This is a genomic window from Arthrobacter sp. UYEF3 (assembly GCF_040546245.1).
Lineage (GTDB): Bacteria > Actinomycetota > Actinomycetes > Actinomycetales > Micrococcaceae > Arthrobacter.
In genome coordinates, this window is the sequence record NZ_JBEPNK010000025.1 from 46,214 (window position 1) to 61,287 (window position 15,074).

The 15,074-nt window shown below is 64.3% G+C and carries 16 protein-coding genes and 1 pseudogene; 13 read left to right on the top strand and 4 right to left on the bottom strand.

Features of this window, described 5'->3' with window-relative positions:
* Positions 1 to 26: 26 nt before the first annotated feature.
* Positions 27 to 767, bottom strand: coding sequence for a TetR/AcrR family transcriptional regulator (locus ABIB14_RS15350; RefSeq protein WP_354236780.1), 741 nt, complete (start codon positions 765 to 767; stop codon positions 27 to 29).
* Positions 768 to 1,209: 442 nt separating this feature from the next.
* On the bottom strand, positions 1,210 to 2,238 hold the full coding sequence (locus ABIB14_RS15355) for an FUSC family protein (protein ID WP_354236781.1): 1,029 nt from the start codon (positions 2,236 to 2,238) through the stop codon (positions 1,210 to 1,212).
* A gap of 160 nt (positions 2,239 to 2,398) precedes the next feature.
* Here ABIB14_RS15355 and ABIB14_RS15360 point away from each other — a divergent pair, with 160 nt between their 5' ends.
* The 13 genes and pseudogenes from ABIB14_RS15360 (at position 2,399) to ABIB14_RS15420 (ending at position 13,919) form a co-directional block, all read left to right on the top strand.
* A complete protein-coding gene (locus ABIB14_RS15360; RefSeq protein ID WP_354236782.1) occupies positions 2,399 to 2,689 on the top strand; it encodes a 5-methylcytosine restriction system specificity protein McrC in 291 nt (96 codons plus the stop codon).
* Positions 2,690 to 2,833: 144 nt separating this feature from the next.
* Positions 2,834 to 2,998 (top strand): hypothetical protein, encoded by a 165-nt coding sequence (locus ABIB14_RS15365; RefSeq protein ID WP_354236797.1) that lies wholly within the window; start codon positions 2,834 to 2,836, stop codon positions 2,996 to 2,998.
* Positions 2,999 to 3,138: 140 nt separating this feature from the next.
* Complete coding sequence (locus ABIB14_RS15370; RefSeq protein ID WP_354236783.1) at positions 3,139 to 4,407, top strand: ROK family transcriptional regulator; 1,269 nt, start codon at positions 3,139 to 3,141, stop codon at positions 4,405 to 4,407.
* A gap of 139 nt (positions 4,408 to 4,546) precedes the next feature.
* Positions 4,547 to 6,022: an MFS transporter gene (locus ABIB14_RS15375; protein ID WP_354236784.1), complete on the top strand. Its 1,476-nt coding sequence runs from the start codon at positions 4,547 to 4,549 to the stop codon at positions 6,020 to 6,022.
* Between the two features lie 16 nt (positions 6,023 to 6,038).
* On the top strand, positions 6,039 to 7,703 hold the full coding sequence (locus tag ABIB14_RS15380; protein WP_354236785.1) for an amidohydrolase: 1,665 nt from the start codon (positions 6,039 to 6,041) through the stop codon (positions 7,701 to 7,703).
* A gap of 58 nt (positions 7,704 to 7,761) precedes the next feature.
* Positions 7,762 to 7,971, top strand: coding sequence for a hypothetical protein (locus ABIB14_RS15385; protein ID WP_354236786.1), 210 nt, complete (start codon positions 7,762 to 7,764; stop codon positions 7,969 to 7,971).
* Between the two features lie 257 nt (positions 7,972 to 8,228).
* On the top strand, positions 8,229 to 8,468 hold the full coding sequence (locus ABIB14_RS15390) for a hypothetical protein (protein ID WP_354236787.1): 240 nt from the start codon (positions 8,229 to 8,231) through the stop codon (positions 8,466 to 8,468).
* A complete protein-coding gene (locus tag ABIB14_RS15395; protein WP_354236788.1) occupies positions 8,465 to 9,997 on the top strand; it encodes a sodium:solute symporter family protein in 1,533 nt (510 codons plus the stop codon). The genes ABIB14_RS15390 and ABIB14_RS15395 overlap by 4 nt, the downstream gene beginning before the upstream one ends.
* 342 nt (positions 9,998 to 10,339) lie before the next feature.
* A pseudogene (locus ABIB14_RS15400) lies at positions 10,340 to 10,468 on the top strand (helix-turn-helix domain-containing protein); the annotation flags it as partial.
* Positions 10,469 to 10,550: 82 nt separating this feature from the next.
* Positions 10,551 to 10,694, top strand: a complete 144-nt coding sequence (locus ABIB14_RS15405; RefSeq protein WP_354236789.1) for a hypothetical protein — start codon at positions 10,551 to 10,553, stop codon at positions 10,692 to 10,694.
* Between the two features lie 258 nt (positions 10,695 to 10,952).
* The gene (locus ABIB14_RS15410; protein WP_354236790.1) at positions 10,953 to 11,867 is read left to right on the top strand and encodes an alpha/beta fold hydrolase; all 915 of its coding nucleotides are present in this window, start codon (positions 10,953 to 10,955) and stop codon (positions 11,865 to 11,867) included.
* A gap of 262 nt (positions 11,868 to 12,129) precedes the next feature.
* Positions 12,130 to 12,906, top strand: coding sequence for a type 1 glutamine amidotransferase domain-containing protein (locus ABIB14_RS15415; RefSeq protein ID WP_354236791.1), 777 nt, complete (start codon positions 12,130 to 12,132; stop codon positions 12,904 to 12,906).
* Between the two features lie 272 nt (positions 12,907 to 13,178).
* On the top strand, positions 13,179 to 13,919 hold the full coding sequence (locus tag ABIB14_RS15420; RefSeq protein ID WP_354236792.1) for a hypothetical protein: 741 nt from the start codon (positions 13,179 to 13,181) through the stop codon (positions 13,917 to 13,919).
* A gap of 287 nt (positions 13,920 to 14,206) precedes the next feature.
* Here the strand turns inward: ABIB14_RS15420 and ABIB14_RS15425 are convergent, their stop codons facing one another.
* The gene (locus ABIB14_RS15425) at positions 14,207 to 14,383 is read right to left on the bottom strand and encodes a hypothetical protein (protein ID WP_354236793.1); all 177 of its coding nucleotides are present in this window, start codon (positions 14,381 to 14,383) and stop codon (positions 14,207 to 14,209) included.
* A 219-nt stretch (positions 14,384 to 14,602) separates the two neighbouring features.
* Positions 14,603 to 14,779, bottom strand: a complete 177-nt coding sequence (locus tag ABIB14_RS15430) for a CsbD family protein (RefSeq protein ID WP_354236794.1) — start codon at positions 14,777 to 14,779, stop codon at positions 14,603 to 14,605.
* Between the last annotated feature and the right edge of the window lie 295 nt (positions 14,780 to 15,074).

A 15,074-nucleotide genomic window follows, 5' to 3' on the forward strand; every position in this document is an offset into this window, starting at 1 on the left:
GCGGTTTCAGTCCGGTCCTGTCGGCCTCAGCGCAGGGCATCGCGGACCGCCTGCGCGACCGTCTCCTTGTCCGCGCCGGCGGTCAGGACGGTCACGACGACGGTCGGGGACGGCTGGGCGGTGGCGAGCGGGCCTAATAGAACCGGCCGGAAGATGCCGGACAGGGCGTGCAGTTCGGCAGCCAGCGCGGTGGATCTCTCCCGGGCCGCAGCGTCGGGTTCCACGTCCCCGGGCGCGCCGGAGGCGGGTGCCCCGTCCTCGGGCGCGCCGCGGAGCCACTGCCGGAGGAAAGCGTTGTGCACGGCGACCACGGCCGCGGCGAAGGCAACCGCCGTGTGCTCGTGACGCACGCCGCCGGGCAGCCTGGCCGTCAGGTGCTGAAGGAAGGCCCGCTCGTACCGGTGGGAGGTAACCAGCTCCCTGTCCCGGAGCGCCGGAACGGCCTGCATCAGCTCGTACCGAGCGCGCGAGGTTTCGCAGCTCCGCAGGTTGTGATCGAAGACCAGGAGCGCCGCGTCTTCAATGGCGGCCAGGGGCTCCTGCCGTGATTCCGCGAGCCGTTCGATAACCTGGCCGAGGATCCGCTCGTGATCGGCGAAGACAACGTCCTCCTTCGACCCGAACTTCCGGAAGAACGTGCTGCGGCTCATCCCCGCGGCCTCCGCGAGTTCTTCAACGGACGTAGCGTCGAAGCCTTGCCGTGCCAGCAGCCCGATGGCGGCGGCAACGGGCCCGTCGGCCTGGTGGATTGTACGGTGCGAGGTCATGCGCCGAAATCTAGCACAGGCCGGACTTGCGGCCCTCGGCGGGGAGCGGGGGAGCTTCCGTCGAGGTGGCTGCCGCAGCAGACGGGCAGCCGCCGTTGCGTCATCTGAACGTGTGGACCCGGTGCTGGCGTTGGTGTGCGGGCCCGCCCCCGGTGCTGTCCAATGCGGCGGATGACCTGCCGGACACAAAACTGTTGTTCCGGCAGAGCCGCTGACCCCGGCGCCCAGCCGGGACTGCCCGACGTCGACGGGCATGGCCGCGGCCGGCACGCCTCAAGGCCCACCTGGCGCATGATCTGGCGCCCCAGCTCGCGCAAACACTCGATCCGTTTCGCGGCCAGGTCGGCGTAGAAGCGCCGGTAGGAGTAGTCGCCGTCGGATTCCTCGAAATTGTGTCGGATCCGGGCGATCAGAGGCTGCCGGGGATGACGAGGCATGCTCTCTAGTTCCTCGTTTGGGCTTTTGGTTCGCGAACGAGAATGGCTACCGCCATGCCGATGGAGGCTCCGATGAGGGTTTCGATTGCCCTGTCCGTCACGAGTGCTTGTCGGCTGATCGGGTGGGCGAGTTGGCTCATGATCAGGATGGCGGGGGTGAAGAACATCATGGCCAGCCCGTAGTGGCGCATCATGAAAAGTTCTGTGGGGAAGAGCAAGACCATGAGCAGAAACGTCAGCGTCGTCCGGTCGAACCCGGGGAGCAGGATGAGTGCGGTGAGGAGGATTCCCGCAAAAGTTCCGGCGACCCGGTGGACGCCGCGAAGGATGCGGCTTTTCCTGTTCGTTGCAGCGAGGGGTACAGCTGCTCCGGCCATGGCCCAATTGGCGTGCCCTGCGCCGCCGAGAACGCCGAGCGTACCGGCAGTGGCGACAGCGATGAGGTAGCGGGCCGCGTGCACCCGCATAGCACGCGGCTGCGCATTAGCCGCTGTCGTAACCTCCGGCGCCGGGGCGGGGGACCAGATCCGGTTCCGGACCCATCCCGTAATGCCGACCAGCATGGAAAACGCTGCGGAGGCTGCGCAAATGCTTATAGCGAGCCAGAACGGGACAGTTGTCGGCACCGATGCGCAGGCGCCGAGCGCGAAGATCGCGTAGAAGGGTCCCGAGGGTTTGAGGCGCAGCCTGTCCGCAGCCAGTGATGCTGCCACGGCGAACAGCGACTCGACAACGACGAGGAGCCAGGGCTGGGCGCCAGCTATGGAGAGCCAGACACCAACAGCTAGGCCCGAGGTGAGAAGGAGCGCAGCGTGCCCCTGGTGTACGAGCCGCGGGCGGTAAGTATCGTTGCGTCCATACATGGCGGTGAACCCACCGAAGACGGCGTAGATGCTTAGGTCCGGGCGGCCGAGGGCGAGCAGACCCAGAAGCGGGACGCTGATACTTAGACCAACACGAAGGGCCGGGAGGTGGTGACCCCGCGCAGGACCTATCCGGACGACTTCCTTCGCGTGTTTAAAAACCTGCTGCACGTCGCCGATTTTATCGGCAAAATCTAACCGGCGCTGGCCAGCCTTGCCCGAGGCCTAGTTCGACTCCAGGTTCCGCACAGTCCAGTGGAACGGCTGCCGCTCCCGCCCGGGGACACTGTTGCGAACGCCTCCAATTGAGAATCTTGGCATTGGTGTCCTGGTGCCACATCAGATCAGGACAGCTTTACGCAAAATGACGGAATCACTGGACGGGGTCACCACCCTGACCAGCGGACACGAGCGGCCCCGCATCCAATTCACGAGACTCGACTCCAGGTATAGGGGGGCCCTAGTCTTTGCAGAGATCATCCTCAAAAACTCCTCCCTCGAACAAGACAGCGGAGAGATCACCACTACAGCATTCCTGTTTGACATGTGGAGAACTTTTGAAGACTTCGTCACCACCGCTTTGGCCCAGGTGAGGAAGAACGCCAGATCCACGAAGTCGTAGGAAGCACAGTGTCTATCCACTGTCACGCAATCGACCTGAACAAGCACCCGCCAGGCCCCCTGGAACTAATGTCACGGTTGGCCGAAGCGATCGCCGTACAGGTCGCATCTCCAATGCCGCCGAATGCTCTGAGCACCTCCGGCCCTGACCTACCTTTCACAAGCTGGTCTGGTTAAGGGTCCCAGCCGCGGGAACGTAATAATCACTGACGAGGGACGCGCCGCCCTGGAGGCGAACCCCTCGCGGATCTACCTTAAAGACACCCGAGGCGTACCCGGCCTACCTGAAAATCAGAGACCGTACCCTTGAGAAAACACCGCCTGCCTCCATGCACGTTGACGATCAGCCGATCAAGGCGACGCCACTCCCTCGGTGGGTGTGGATCGTCTTAGAGGGAAGTTCGTTAGAGTTTTCCATACTTGGAGCTTTCCTACCTTTGGAGTTTTCGGATGTCCTCTGTTTTGCGCCCGTTGCCGATTGGGAATGCTGGCGGCTCCATTATCAACCTGCGCGAACATAACCTGTCCCGGATGCTGGCGGCACTCGTTTCGTCCGGCCCGCTTTCCCGGGCCGAACTCGCTTCGCGCTGCGGTCTGGGTGTGAGCGCACTAACCAAGCTGATTGTCGAATTGCGCGAACGGGACCTGGTGGTCGAAGCCGCCGAAATCGCTCCGCCCGGCATGGGCCGGCCGATCAGCCCAATCAAGTTGGCCGGCCACCGGTGGGCGCTGGTTGGTTTGATGCTCGACAGGCGATCCATCGGCATGTCCGTCGGCATGCTCGACGGTACTGTTATCAGTTTCGAGGAGCTTCCGGTGCCGGAGACGACAGGGATTGAAGCCTATCTTCCCTATCTGGAAGCGGCACTGGAGCGGGCAGCCGGGCGCTGCCATGGGGACGGCCGCCGGATCCTGGCCGTGGAACTGGGCATTGCCGGGGCAGCGGACAGCGGAGCGGGGGAAGTGGTCCGCTCCATAGTGAACGGGTGGTCCCGGTTTCCCCTCCGTGACGCCGTCCGCGGCATGCTTAGCGCGCTGCCGCGCGGGGTAGCCGGAAGCTTTTTGGTCCGGATGGACCGCGAAACAAACTATGCGATGCTGGCGCGTCTCCATCGGCCCGGGGCTGCGGACCAAGGACGTACGGCAGCCTATTTGGGCGGCCGTTATGCCGTTAGCGGCGGCATCTTCAGCAGGTCAATGGTGGAACACGGCTTCTCGGGCCTGGCCGGCGAGTTCGGGCATGTGGTCGTGGACCCATCAGGGAGGCAATGCTGGTGCGGGCGCCGGGGCTGCGTGGAAACCAGGCTGGGCTTGGCAGGGCTGTACGAACGGTGCTCAAACAGGGAGGGATACGGCAACCTGGCAACGCTGGCGGCGGAGCGTGCCCGCATGATCGAAGAGCTGCTGAACCTTGCCGACGAAGGCGACCCGCGGGTTCTGGCCGAACTCGACGACGCCGGCCAGTGGCTGGGCATCACCGTCGACACGGTAGCCGCGGTGCTTAATCCACAGGACTTCATTGTGGATGGATACATCGCCCGGCTTGGCCGGTATGTGGAACGTCCGGCCCGCCGGCAGCTGGACAGCATCGGCGCGCTTCCCTCCATCTCTGCGCTCCGATTCCGCTTCGAAGACGGCAGTGAACAGCCCCTGCACCGGGGGATGCTGCTGGCCGCCGCCCAGGCGATAGCCGCGGAACCCTCGGTCGCCACCGCCTGACCGACGGCATCCGGGGCCCCGGTCAGTCCGTTGGCATCGGTTGTGGTGGAATTTGCTCGACATAATCCACGGCGTGGAATATGATGTGACTCACGGCACTATCACTCCCGGATCTCTCGTCCCCCGTAAAGGAACATCAATGTCGAGTACCCAGCAGACCCAACCTCCGGCGCGGAGCAATCCGGGCCGCATTCCGGTGTCTACCCCTGCGCCGCAGCAGTGGACCGGGCGTCAGCGGCGCTCCCGCCGTCCCGTGTTGGGGGCCATGATTTGCGTGGCTCTGATCGGCGGGCTGCAGGGGGTGGATCCGGCGCTTCATTCGGTTGCCATGCCTCAGGCCGCACGGGAGCTGGGGATGGACCCGGCTGTCGCGTCGTTCATCAAGAGCATCGGTACCATCATCCTGGCCGCCAGCATGCTCGGCGTCGGAATTCTCGGTGACCGGTTTGGCCGACGCCGGGCACTTGTGGCGGGAACGCTTCTGATGGGTGCGGCCGCGGTCATTACTGCCACAGCGGCCACTCCTTTGATCTTTGGTTTGGGCCGGGCCCTGATGGGTGTGGCGACCGCCACCTCGTTTGCCATGTGCCTGGCATTCATCCCGACTCTCTACCCGCGGGAACAGCTGCCCAAGGCTTTCGGGCTGTTCTTCGGTGCAGGGGCCTCTCTGATCGTCGCGGCCACCGCGCTGTCCGGGACCGTTCAGGGCCTGTTCGGCTGGCGGTCCACCTACCTGGCGACCGCGGCCCTGTGTCTGGTGCTGGGCGTGGCCGCACTGCGGTTCATGCCCGAGAACCGCGCCTCCGTTCTGCGGCGGTTTGACGCGCCCGGCGTCTTACTGGCCGCCGTGGGCCTGGTGGCGCTGGTGTACTCCATCGGCCGTGCCTCAACCCTGGGCTGGGGCCACCCTCTCGTGCTCGGTGGGCTCGGCGTGTCTGCCATGGTCCTGGCGGCCTTCGCACTCTGGGAGCTGCGCTGCAAGCATCCTGCGTTCCCGGTCGAGTTGTTCCGGCTTCCGGCCTTTACCGCTGCTTGTTTGGCAGGGGTGCTGTTCAACTGGGCAGATGCCTCTCTGCTGGGACAGTACCCGGCCCTCGCGCTGCCGGCCGGGGTGCCTGCGGCGGCGGTTTCGGCCATCGTGGCACTGATGTATGTGGGCATGATCTGCGGCGCCCCCGCGGCCGGGATCGCCCAGAACCGCTTCGGGCTGAGCAACCGGACCATGTTCACCTCCGGGCTGCTGTTGTGTGCGGCCGGGCTGGCACTGCAGGTGCTGCTGAAGAACCCGCACGATCTGCTGCTGCCCGCCGCCGGTCTGTTCATTGTGGGGTTCGCCGTGATGTGGATGCAGAACCCCCAGAGCGCGGTCATCATGGGCTCCGCCCCGGCAGACCAGCTCGGTGCGGTCGGCGCGGTAAAGCCCGCCGTCGGGCAGTTCGGCTTCGGACTCGGTTTTGCCCTGGCCGGCCCCATCGCCGGCATCTTCATGGACGGCCCTGCCCTGACGGCGCAGGCCTACGGCCTGGGCCTGGCCTCCCAGGCGGCGTTCTTCGTCCTCGCCGCAGCCCTGATCTTCATACTGCTCAAGCCCCGCTCCGCCGCCGCGGCAGCCTGACCCGGAAGGAACACCCATGCAGGCAACCACTGTCTTCATCAACGCCAACATCCACACCGTCGATCCGGACTTCACCACCGTCCAGTCCCTGCTCCTGGCAGACGGCCGGGTCCTTGCCACCGGCGGCAACGAGGCGATGATCGCGTTGGCCGGCCCGGACACCGAGATCAGGGACATGCTCGGGCGGACCATCCTGCCCGGCTTCGTCGAGGCCCATGGACACCCCACCGCGGAAATGAACTTCATCGGCCCCGACGCAATCGATATCCGGGCCTCGGTCTGCGGCAGCGCCGAAGCGGTGCTGGAGAAACTGCGAGAGGCAGTCGCCGCCGCGGAACAGGCCGGCCCGCAGGCGTGGGTTGCCGCCTTCGGCTGGGATCCCCTGCTGCTGCCGGAGCTGCCCCGCATCAGCGGCGCCTTCCTCACGGGCCTCTCTCCCACGGTGCCGCTGTCGGTCATGCACTATTCGGCCCACTCCTCCTGGGCCAACCAGACAGCCCTCACACGGCTAGGTCTGGGCCCCGTCACCCCCAACCCGGGCGCATCGGAATACCTGCGTGATGCGGCCGGGAACCTTACCGGAGAGGCACTGGAACTGCCGGCTTCCATGATTCTCATGGGCCCTGTCATGGACGCCGGGCCGGGCAAGTTCTCCGACTTCCTCGACCACGAACTGAACCGTATGGCGGCCGCGGGTGTTACCACCACCGGGGACCTGGCCTTCCACCCTGACTCCTACCCGCTGATGCAGAAATACCAGCAGGAGCGCACCGCGCCGGTGCGTATCCGCTCCTACGAAATGTCCGGCATCCGCGCCGACATCCCCGCCCCCGGCCAGGACGGCCTCGCCGGTGTCGATCCGGCGCTGTTCCGTCCTGTCGGGATCAAGGTCTGGACTGACGGTTCCCCCTGGGTGGGGAATATTGAAACAAGCTTCGGATACGAAGAAAGCCCCGCTACCGAGAGCATCGGCGTCCCTGCCGGCCACAGGGGCTGCTCCAACTACACCAAAGAGCAGCTTTTGCAGATCTGCCGCAGCCACTACAGCAAGGGATGGCAGATGGCCTGCCACGTCCACGGGGACATCGCCGTCGACACGGTGCTGGATGTCTACGAACAGATCCAGCGTGAATTCCCCAGGGAAGACACCAGACTCCGGATGGAGCATTGCGGAACCATCACCCCGGAGCAGGTCAGAAGGGCGCACCGGCTTGGTGCCACCATCTCCTTCTTCGTGGCACATATCCATTTCTATGGGGACATCCTGCTCGAACTGTTCGGGGAACGTGCCGAATCCTGGACGCCCGCCGGTGCCGCGGCGGAGGCCGGCATGCGCTTCTCGCTGCACAATGATCCCCCGGTCACCCCGGAATCCCCTTTGCTGAATATGCAGGCGGCCATGACCAGGCTGGCCCCCTCCGGAAAAGTGCTCGGCCCCGGCTTCCGCATCGACATCCGGACGGCCATCAAGGCCCAAACCATAGACGCGGCCTGGCAGCTCTTCTCCGACCACGAACTCGGCTCCCTGGAACCCGGCAAACTGGCCGACCTGGTCGTCCTGGACGCGGACCCGCTGCAGACACCGCCCGAAAAGGTCGGCAGCATTTCCGTTCTGGAAACCTGGACAGGAGGACGACGGGTCTACGCCAGTGCGGAGGTCACCGCATCCGCAAACAGCTAGAACCACCCCGAAAACCGGAAGCGGCCCCGCACGGACCCACCAACAGAAAGACTCCCGCATGACCACCTCACCGGCCCCCACGACAATCACCGCCTCCACCGTCAACGAAGCAGACACGCTGTTGGATATCGTGGTCGAGGAATTCCAGAACCTGGCAAGGCAGGACCGCAACTGTGGCATCCTGGTGACCAAAACAGGACCAGGGAAATTCACCGTCGAACTGAGCGACCACATCCCCTACGGGCTTACCCTAGAAGCGTGCACCTGATCCACGGGCCAGGCAACCGGCCCATCCCCGGTTATCAGCGGCGGGTAAGCCCTGCTCCGAGCCCGTCTCCCGGGAGCCGCCCCCGCCCGGGGACCCTCGCACCGCCGGGACGTGCACCGGAGAAGGCATAGGAGCCTGATCCACACATAACGTCAGAGCAGTCATCCCCGGTCTCCGGACCAGGGCATTCGACCAGCAATACATCTCCCGCCAAGACGGGCTCCGCCAGCAAAACCGGGCCCAGCCAAGGAGTTGCCGTGAATCCCAATCCCAAGAGCCTGCTATTAGCACTTGTCCTGCCGTTCGTCCTCATGATCACCGGGGTGGCTGTTCTCGGTCCATCCGACGCCCGGATTTTTGGCGTCCCCGCGATTTTTCTGTTCGTGTTCGTGATGTTCCCGACGGCTTCAGCCCTGATGGCGGTTGCGTGGCGCCGATGGGACCGGCACGACATCTACGATGAGGAAACCCCAGACGTTGAGGGGCCGGCAAAATGACCGCGGTCGCCGCCTTCGCACTTGTCCTGGTCCTGGCCATGGCGCTCGGCATCTACTCAAAACGGGGCGTAAAGACAACGGAGGACTTCCTCGTCGGCGGCCGCAGCTTCGGCGGCTTGCTGCTCTTCATTCTCGTTGTCGGAGAGGTCTACTCCATCGGGACGGTCGTCGGTTTTCCGGGCGGCGTGTACGCAGAGGGCGCCGGCTTCGCCGTCTGGTTTATGGGATATATCCTGCTCGGCTACCCGATCGGCTACTTCCTCCTGCCGCTTCTTTTCAAGGCCGGACGACGCTACTCGGCGGTGACGCTCCCGGACATTCTCCGCGGCCACTTCAATTCCCGTCCGCTCGAGCTTACGGCCGCACTGCTGTCCGTTATTTTCCTGATTCCCTGGGCACAGCTCCAGCTCACCGGCCTGACCGTTGCGCTCACCGGCCTGGGCCTAGGCTTAACGCCTGTCGTCACCGTCATGATCGGCGTCACCATCGCCCTGGCCTTCGCTTTACTGTCCGGCATCAAAGCGCCGGCGTATGTCAGCTTCGTCAAGGACTTCGCACTGGTCTTTGCCATTATCGCTGTGGCGGTATTCGTCCTGGCCATGAACTCGTCGATCCCGGACATCGCGACCCAAGCGGATGCGCTTTCGGGCCACACAACCATCGGGCCCGGGCGACCGATGCTGCACACCATGTCGACCATGCTCTTTCAGGCGGTCGGGTTCTATATGTTCCCCTTTGTCGTTCAGGCCATCATGAGCTCAAAGTCGGCCAGGACCATAAAGCGAACCCAAATCGGCATGCCGCTGTACATGTTGATGTACCCGTTCCTGCTCATCACGGCGTACTACTCGATTTCAGCGGTCCCAGGACTGACCGGCGCCAACACAAATCTCGCCTTCATCGAAGTTGCCCGCGCCCTCTTGCCGGAATTTCTTGTCGGCATCGTCGCCGGCGCCGCCGCTCTCTGTGCCATCGTTGTTCTGGCCGCTTCCGCACTGAGCATCGGAACACTGGTTGCGCGCAACGTCCTGGTGGCCGTACCCGAAAAGCGCCAAAAAAACTATGTCCGCGCCATCATCGCCGCATACCTGCTGATTTCAATCGTGCTCACACTGGTCGTACCCAATCTGATGGGCACCCTCATCAACACCGCATACTACGGCTTCACCCAGCTCATCGTACCCGTCGCCCTGCTGATCTTCGGTTCCAGAACCCGTGCCGGAGTGATGGCGGCAGGCCTCGCCGGCGGTGTGCTGGCCACACTCGGACTCTACATCTCCGGCATCGACCTGGGCGGCCTCAGCATCGGCGTTCCGGCACTCGCCGTTAACCTAGCCATCGTCACCCTCGGGCGACTCATCTGGCCGCGGACGACGCCCACGGAAGCCATCTGGACCCGCGGCCACCCCCGCAGCGAATGGGCCCGGACCCCGGGCCCGGATTCAAATCCCACTTCTTCAACCCGTTCCGGCCGGCAGGGGAAAACCATTGACACAAGTGCCGAGGAGCTCGGTCCATGGATGAAGTGAGGCGCGGCTGGTTTGCCACGGCTGTGCTTTTGGATCACGGCAGGGACGAGGGTTGGGGCTGACGACTCACATGCTTCTCGGCGTATTTGGTGGAGCCCAGTCTTAAGTCCTGCTGGAAGAACACCTCGAACATATCCTGTACACCAACTTCAGAAGAGACAACCAAGCTGTCGCTGCGCTTAGCAAATCCTTGGCGCCGGATATTTCACGTTTTCACAAGCCGCCCTTACCAGGCGCGGGAGCTGCACCGACCGGGCATAATCGAGGCGATGCTTGAGCGAGCGGTGAGGACGCGACTCCCTCAGAACTCGCCAGTTCAGGCTGTATCGCACAGCGAGACCCGACAGCCATATTCGAAGCGCCCTCCGCCTCGCCTAAGGAGGCGAACCCGCCGCGCAGGTCGCCCGCGACCTCGGAATGTCCCGCGCAACATTTTATCGACGGTCCCGGGCACTCACTGCCTGGTTGTAGGTTTGGCGCAGCATCCTTTGCTCTTTCCCCGCGCCGCGCGTGCTTGGACCCGACGCTGCTCGGTCGTGTCCGGGGTTCCAGCATGGAAAGAGAAGCGTCCGGGGAACTGGAAGGGCCTACGTCGATCAACGAACGGCTCGACGAACCAATCAGCAGCGCCTCCGCCCAGCTGGTGTTGCCCGTCCTGGACCAGGTGACGCCCGGTCAGTTCCGTCGCGTGTCCTGACCCGCACCGGCTGCCTGCTGCCGGCCGAACCAGTTCAAGGACGGTAGCCCGGACGGCGGCGCGACGGAGGCCCCGTGCATGCCGGTCCCGGGCCAGGCGCTTGACGGGCTTTCGTTGTTGATCCGTACCGGAGCACGGAGGATCATTTCCGCTCCGGCACTCTGTAGTCCCAGGGTTCCGGCGTGGGGGCCTGCAAGACCGGTCCATCACCCCTGCGGCTGCGAATCAGTTCTCAGAGACCAAGAGCGGAAGGTGACCATGAGTGTTCAGCAGGTACCCACCCCCACCGGCGCGCCCACGCTTCGGCGGCAGATCCTCCCCACCGGCCTGGGTCCCTGCACGGTGCGTGTCCAGCAGGGCGTCGGAGGCCGGTCTCACGCTTCCGGCACAGCGGACGTATACCTTCACGGAGCCGCCGGATCCTGGACTACCTTCCGGCCATTACATTCCGCGGCACCGGGCCATGACCGGGTGCTGATTGACCTGCCGGGCTGGGGCGAATCCACGAAGGGTACCCGGCCGGAACATCTCGGTATCGAGGCGATGGCACGCGCTATCACCGAGGCCCTGAAGGCGCTGGGCTACCGGCGGTGGAACCTGATCGGCCACTCCATGGGAGGCTTCCTGGCATTGCATATTGCCGCGGCCTGGCCGGAGCGGACGGCCAGCGTAGCCACCATTTCAGCCACCACCTTCGGAGCGGCCGAGGCGGCCCGGAGGCCACTGCGCAGCCTGTCCAGCTTCCCGGCGTTTACCGGCATGCTGCTGGCCATGCGCGCCACGGCGGCCCTCGGCCCGGCAGGGCGGCCGCTGGTCCGTGCAATCGGCACCACTCCTGTGATGGGGCTGCTGATGTCCCCGTTCTTCGCAGACCCCGCAGCCATCTCCGCGTCGGTGATCCGCGGGCTCGCCGATGACGCCCGGCCGGCAAGCTTCTCCGCGGCTGCCCGGGACGCGGCGCACTACGATTTTGGCCAGTGGCGCGTCATCCGCTGCCCGGTGCTGGCCACCCGCGGGGACAGCGATGTGTTCACGCTTCCGTCTGATCTGGTCCGGTTGGCCGATATAGTCCCACATGTCCAGACGGCGACGATCCCGCGTTGCGGCCACTTCGCCAACATCGAGCAGCCCGAGATAATTCAACGACTGCTCGATGACCTACTATCGCCATGAGGTAGCCACAAGCGGTGAGCGGACCGACCCTGGGGCCCGGGGCTTGAGGACCAAGGCTCGGAAAAGTCACGCTAAGCCGATCCTGAGTGGTACCGACGGGCACCTCGGTTCGTTGAGCCTGTATGGCTGAACATAAATATCTGACTGCGGCAGAGGAATCGTCCGCCGACCCCGGCGCAGACGACTACTACCTCTAGGACTGGGATTATGGGCCTGAATTGGGCGGGGCGTAGGGTGGAAGTCGGACGAAAAGGAGCACTTCATGAAGAAAGTTCTGATGGTACTGACCAGCGTTTCCGAGATCGGGGATACGGGCGAGAAGACCGGCTACAACGTTGCCGAGGCTGCACATCCCTGGAAGGTCTTCAAGGATTCCGGGCATTTCGTCGACTTCGCGTCCATCCAGGGCGGCCAGCCCCCGCGCGACGAGGTGGACTCAGAAGATCCCATCCAGGTTGCCTTCACAGAGGACGAGGCCGCGCGCGCCGGGCTCTACAACACTGCGCGCGTCGACGTCGTTGATCCCGACCAGTACGACGGCGTTTACCTCGTGGGCGGCCACGGCACCATGTGGGACTTCCCGGACAGCGAAGGCTTGCAGAATCTGGTGGCCAGCGTCTACAACGCCGGCGGCTTGGTGGGTGCGGTCTGCCACGGCCCGGCTGGCCTGCTGAACGTGGTGTTGGATAACGGGCTTCGCCTCGTCGAGGGCCGGAAGGTGGCCGCCTTCACCAATGACGAGGAGGTTGCCGCAGGGAAGGACAAGGTCATCCCGTTCTTCTTGGCAGACCGGCTGGAGGAACAGGGCGCCACCCACGTCTCCGCTGATGTCTTTGAGGAGAAGGTTGTGGTTGACGACCGGCTGGTGACCGGACAGAACCCGGCCTCAGCTGCCGGCGTGGCCAAGGAGATGGAGAAGCTCTTCGCGGAGGTCATCCACCAGGAAAAAGCCGAGGTACAGCACGAGGCGGAGGCTCTGCGCGCCAAGAAAGACGCCGTGAAAGACGCCGAGAAGGCTGCCGCAGAAGCGGAGCACTAACACCGGGTCGCGGATGATCCCGTCCGGGCGGCCTCTCTCCGTCCCGCGTTCCAGGAGGACCAGGGAGGGCTGTTCCCGCTGACGTCATTTGTCCCGGATTGACAGCTTGCGGTTGCCTAATAATCAGTCGGCGCTCAGGCACGAAACCTATTGTTCAGGTGTAGCCGTTCGGTGCCACAAGATCTGGTGCCACAAGCGGTGGCTGTGGGCCGCCTATTGAAGTGAAAGGAACATGAATGTTCACACGAGAAGAACCGGTCTCCAGGATGCCTATGAGAACCCGTATCGGCGTCGGGGCGGCAGCTGTCCTCGCCACCGGCTCGATGATTGGCCTCGGAGTCACTGGCGCCTCGGCGACGACTGCCCCGTCCACGTCCCCGTCCGCTTTTGCAACTGCCGGTGCCTCAGCCGGCGGCCAGGCGAAGGCAAACACGGGCGGCAGCCTGCTGCCTGCGTTGCTGAACATTAGAGACAACAGCCCGCAGGCTGTCGGTGACCGGGCCGCGAAGATCGCCGCCGGCCTGGTCAACCACCCGCAGCTGTTCGCCAAGCTGCCCGCCGCTCTTCAAACGGACCTGACCGCCTTGAAAAACGCCACCCCTGCAGACCGGGTCAAGGACGCGGTCAAGATCAGAACGACTGCCTTGTCCGGAGGGTACGGCGCCGAGTTCCAGAAGCGGGCCGAAAACCTGCAGAAGACCGGGGTGCAGAAGGCCGGATTCGTTCAGGAACTACGCACCGTCCTGAGGTCTTCCAACCCGGGTGCCGGTGCACAAACGATTGCTGAGCAGGTCATCGCCCGCAAGAATCTGTTCGCCAAGCTGCCGGCTGACCTGCAGTCTGATCTGCAGGGCCTCAAGAGCGCCGGCCCGGTAGACGTGGATGCCCAGGCGACCAAGATCAAAACAACCGCGCTCAGCGGAGGTTACGGGGCCCAGATCCAAAAGATCATCGAGCACCTGGTAGCCAAGCACACGGCGACCCCTGCACCGTCCGCGGGTGCCACCTCCTGATGCCTCGATCATGAAGACTGAAGGTCGGGCGGCCCGCGGCCGCCCGACCTTCTCCACATTCATGAAACCAGGGGGACGAGGTCCGCTGTTAGAACTGCAGCGCCTCGCCATGAGAGCGGGATCCTTTCTTGATGAAGCTTGTCTTGTCCACGATGGGCACCCCGTCATTGAAGCCAGGATGCCCGGACCACGTAGGAACGCAGGTCATACCGGAGCCGATCAACGCAAACAAACCACTAACACGGAACATTAGTGGCAGGAATCTCTCAGACCTTGGCTATGCCGGGTCAGTCCAGGACGTGCTCCGGGCGGATGGCCGGCGTGGGGAAGTTTCGCTCGAGGATTTCCAGCACCGCCTCGGTGGTGCGCGGGAGGCTGCGCCTGACCAGTACGGGGGCCGGGACACCGCGCGGCAGATCCGGAACCTGGAGGTCGTCGGAGGCGAACGCATCTACCGCGACCATGGCGCCAGCCAGATCAAACCGGGCTAATACAGGCTTGGACTCATGCCGGGGCGGCGCGAACCCCGGTTGGCGAACGCCAGGGTCGCTGCCTTGGTTCCGGGTCCACCGCGGCCGCCGTGGCATGGGCGCGTGAAGAGCGCTGGGCAGATGTTTTGGCCGGCAGTCGTTCGCGCGGCGGCGGTGTGATCCGTCCGCCGCGCTGTTGTCCGGCTGTTTGTGTTAGTGCTTCTTGAAGGCGTCTTTGACTTTCTCGCCGGCCTGCTTGAGGTCGGCTTTGACCTGATGGCCTTTGCCCTCGGCCTTCAGCCGGTCGTTGTCGGTGGCGTCGCCGGCGGCTTCTTTGCCCTTACCGTGGAGCTTCTCGGCAGCGTTGTGGATCTTGTCTCCCAAACCCATCGCGGTCCTCCTTATTTGGCCGCTCCCGCAACGTGAATGTCGCAGAGGCCGACATCTAATTGTAGGGACGAAACCGTCACGAATGGGTGCCATATACAACCCGAATATCCGGTTGGATATGGCCTTACCGGGGGTCGTTGCCGTCCGGGGGATCCGGGCCGAGATTGCAGGAGGGGGTATTCGCTGCCGGCTTGAGGGCACTAGTACTACAGTCGCGTTTGTTGAGTGTGTCCGCGGGCTTTGTAGTGGTGTTGTTGTGCTCGGTGTTGGTGTTTTCGGCGCCAGAGGGAGCAAT

Coding starts and splice junctions, on each gene's coding strand:
- ABIB14_RS15350 (WP_354236780.1), bottom strand. CDS start 767: ATGACCTCGCACCGTACAATCCACCAGGCCGACGGGCCCGTTGCCGCC.
- ABIB14_RS15370 (WP_354236783.1), top strand. CDS start 3,139: ATGTCCTCTGTTTTGCGCCCGTTGCCGATTGGGAATGCTGGCGGCTCC.
- ABIB14_RS15375 (WP_354236784.1), top strand. CDS start 4,547: ATGTCGAGTACCCAGCAGACCCAACCTCCGGCGCGGAGCAATCCGGGC.
- ABIB14_RS15380 (WP_354236785.1), top strand. CDS start 6,039: ATGCAGGCAACCACTGTCTTCATCAACGCCAACATCCACACCGTCGAT.
- ABIB14_RS15385 (WP_354236786.1), top strand. CDS start 7,762: ATGACCACCTCACCGGCCCCCACGACAATCACCGCCTCCACCGTCAAC.
- ABIB14_RS15395 (WP_354236788.1), top strand. CDS start 8,465: ATGACCGCGGTCGCCGCCTTCGCACTTGTCCTGGTCCTGGCCATGGCG.
- ABIB14_RS15405 (WP_354236789.1), top strand. CDS start 10,551: ATGGAAAGAGAAGCGTCCGGGGAACTGGAAGGGCCTACGTCGATCAAC.
- ABIB14_RS15410 (WP_354236790.1), top strand. CDS start 10,953: ATGAGTGTTCAGCAGGTACCCACCCCCACCGGCGCGCCCACGCTTCGG.
- ABIB14_RS15415 (WP_354236791.1), top strand. CDS start 12,130: ATGAAGAAAGTTCTGATGGTACTGACCAGCGTTTCCGAGATCGGGGAT.
- ABIB14_RS15420 (WP_354236792.1), top strand. CDS start 13,179: ATGAGAACCCGTATCGGCGTCGGGGCGGCAGCTGTCCTCGCCACCGGC.
- ABIB14_RS15425 (WP_354236793.1), bottom strand. CDS start 14,383: ATGGTCGCGGTAGATGCGTTCGCCTCCGACGACCTCCAGGTTCCGGAT.
- ABIB14_RS15430 (WP_354236794.1), bottom strand. CDS start 14,779: ATGGGTTTGGGAGACAAGATCCACAACGCTGCCGAGAAGCTCCACGGT.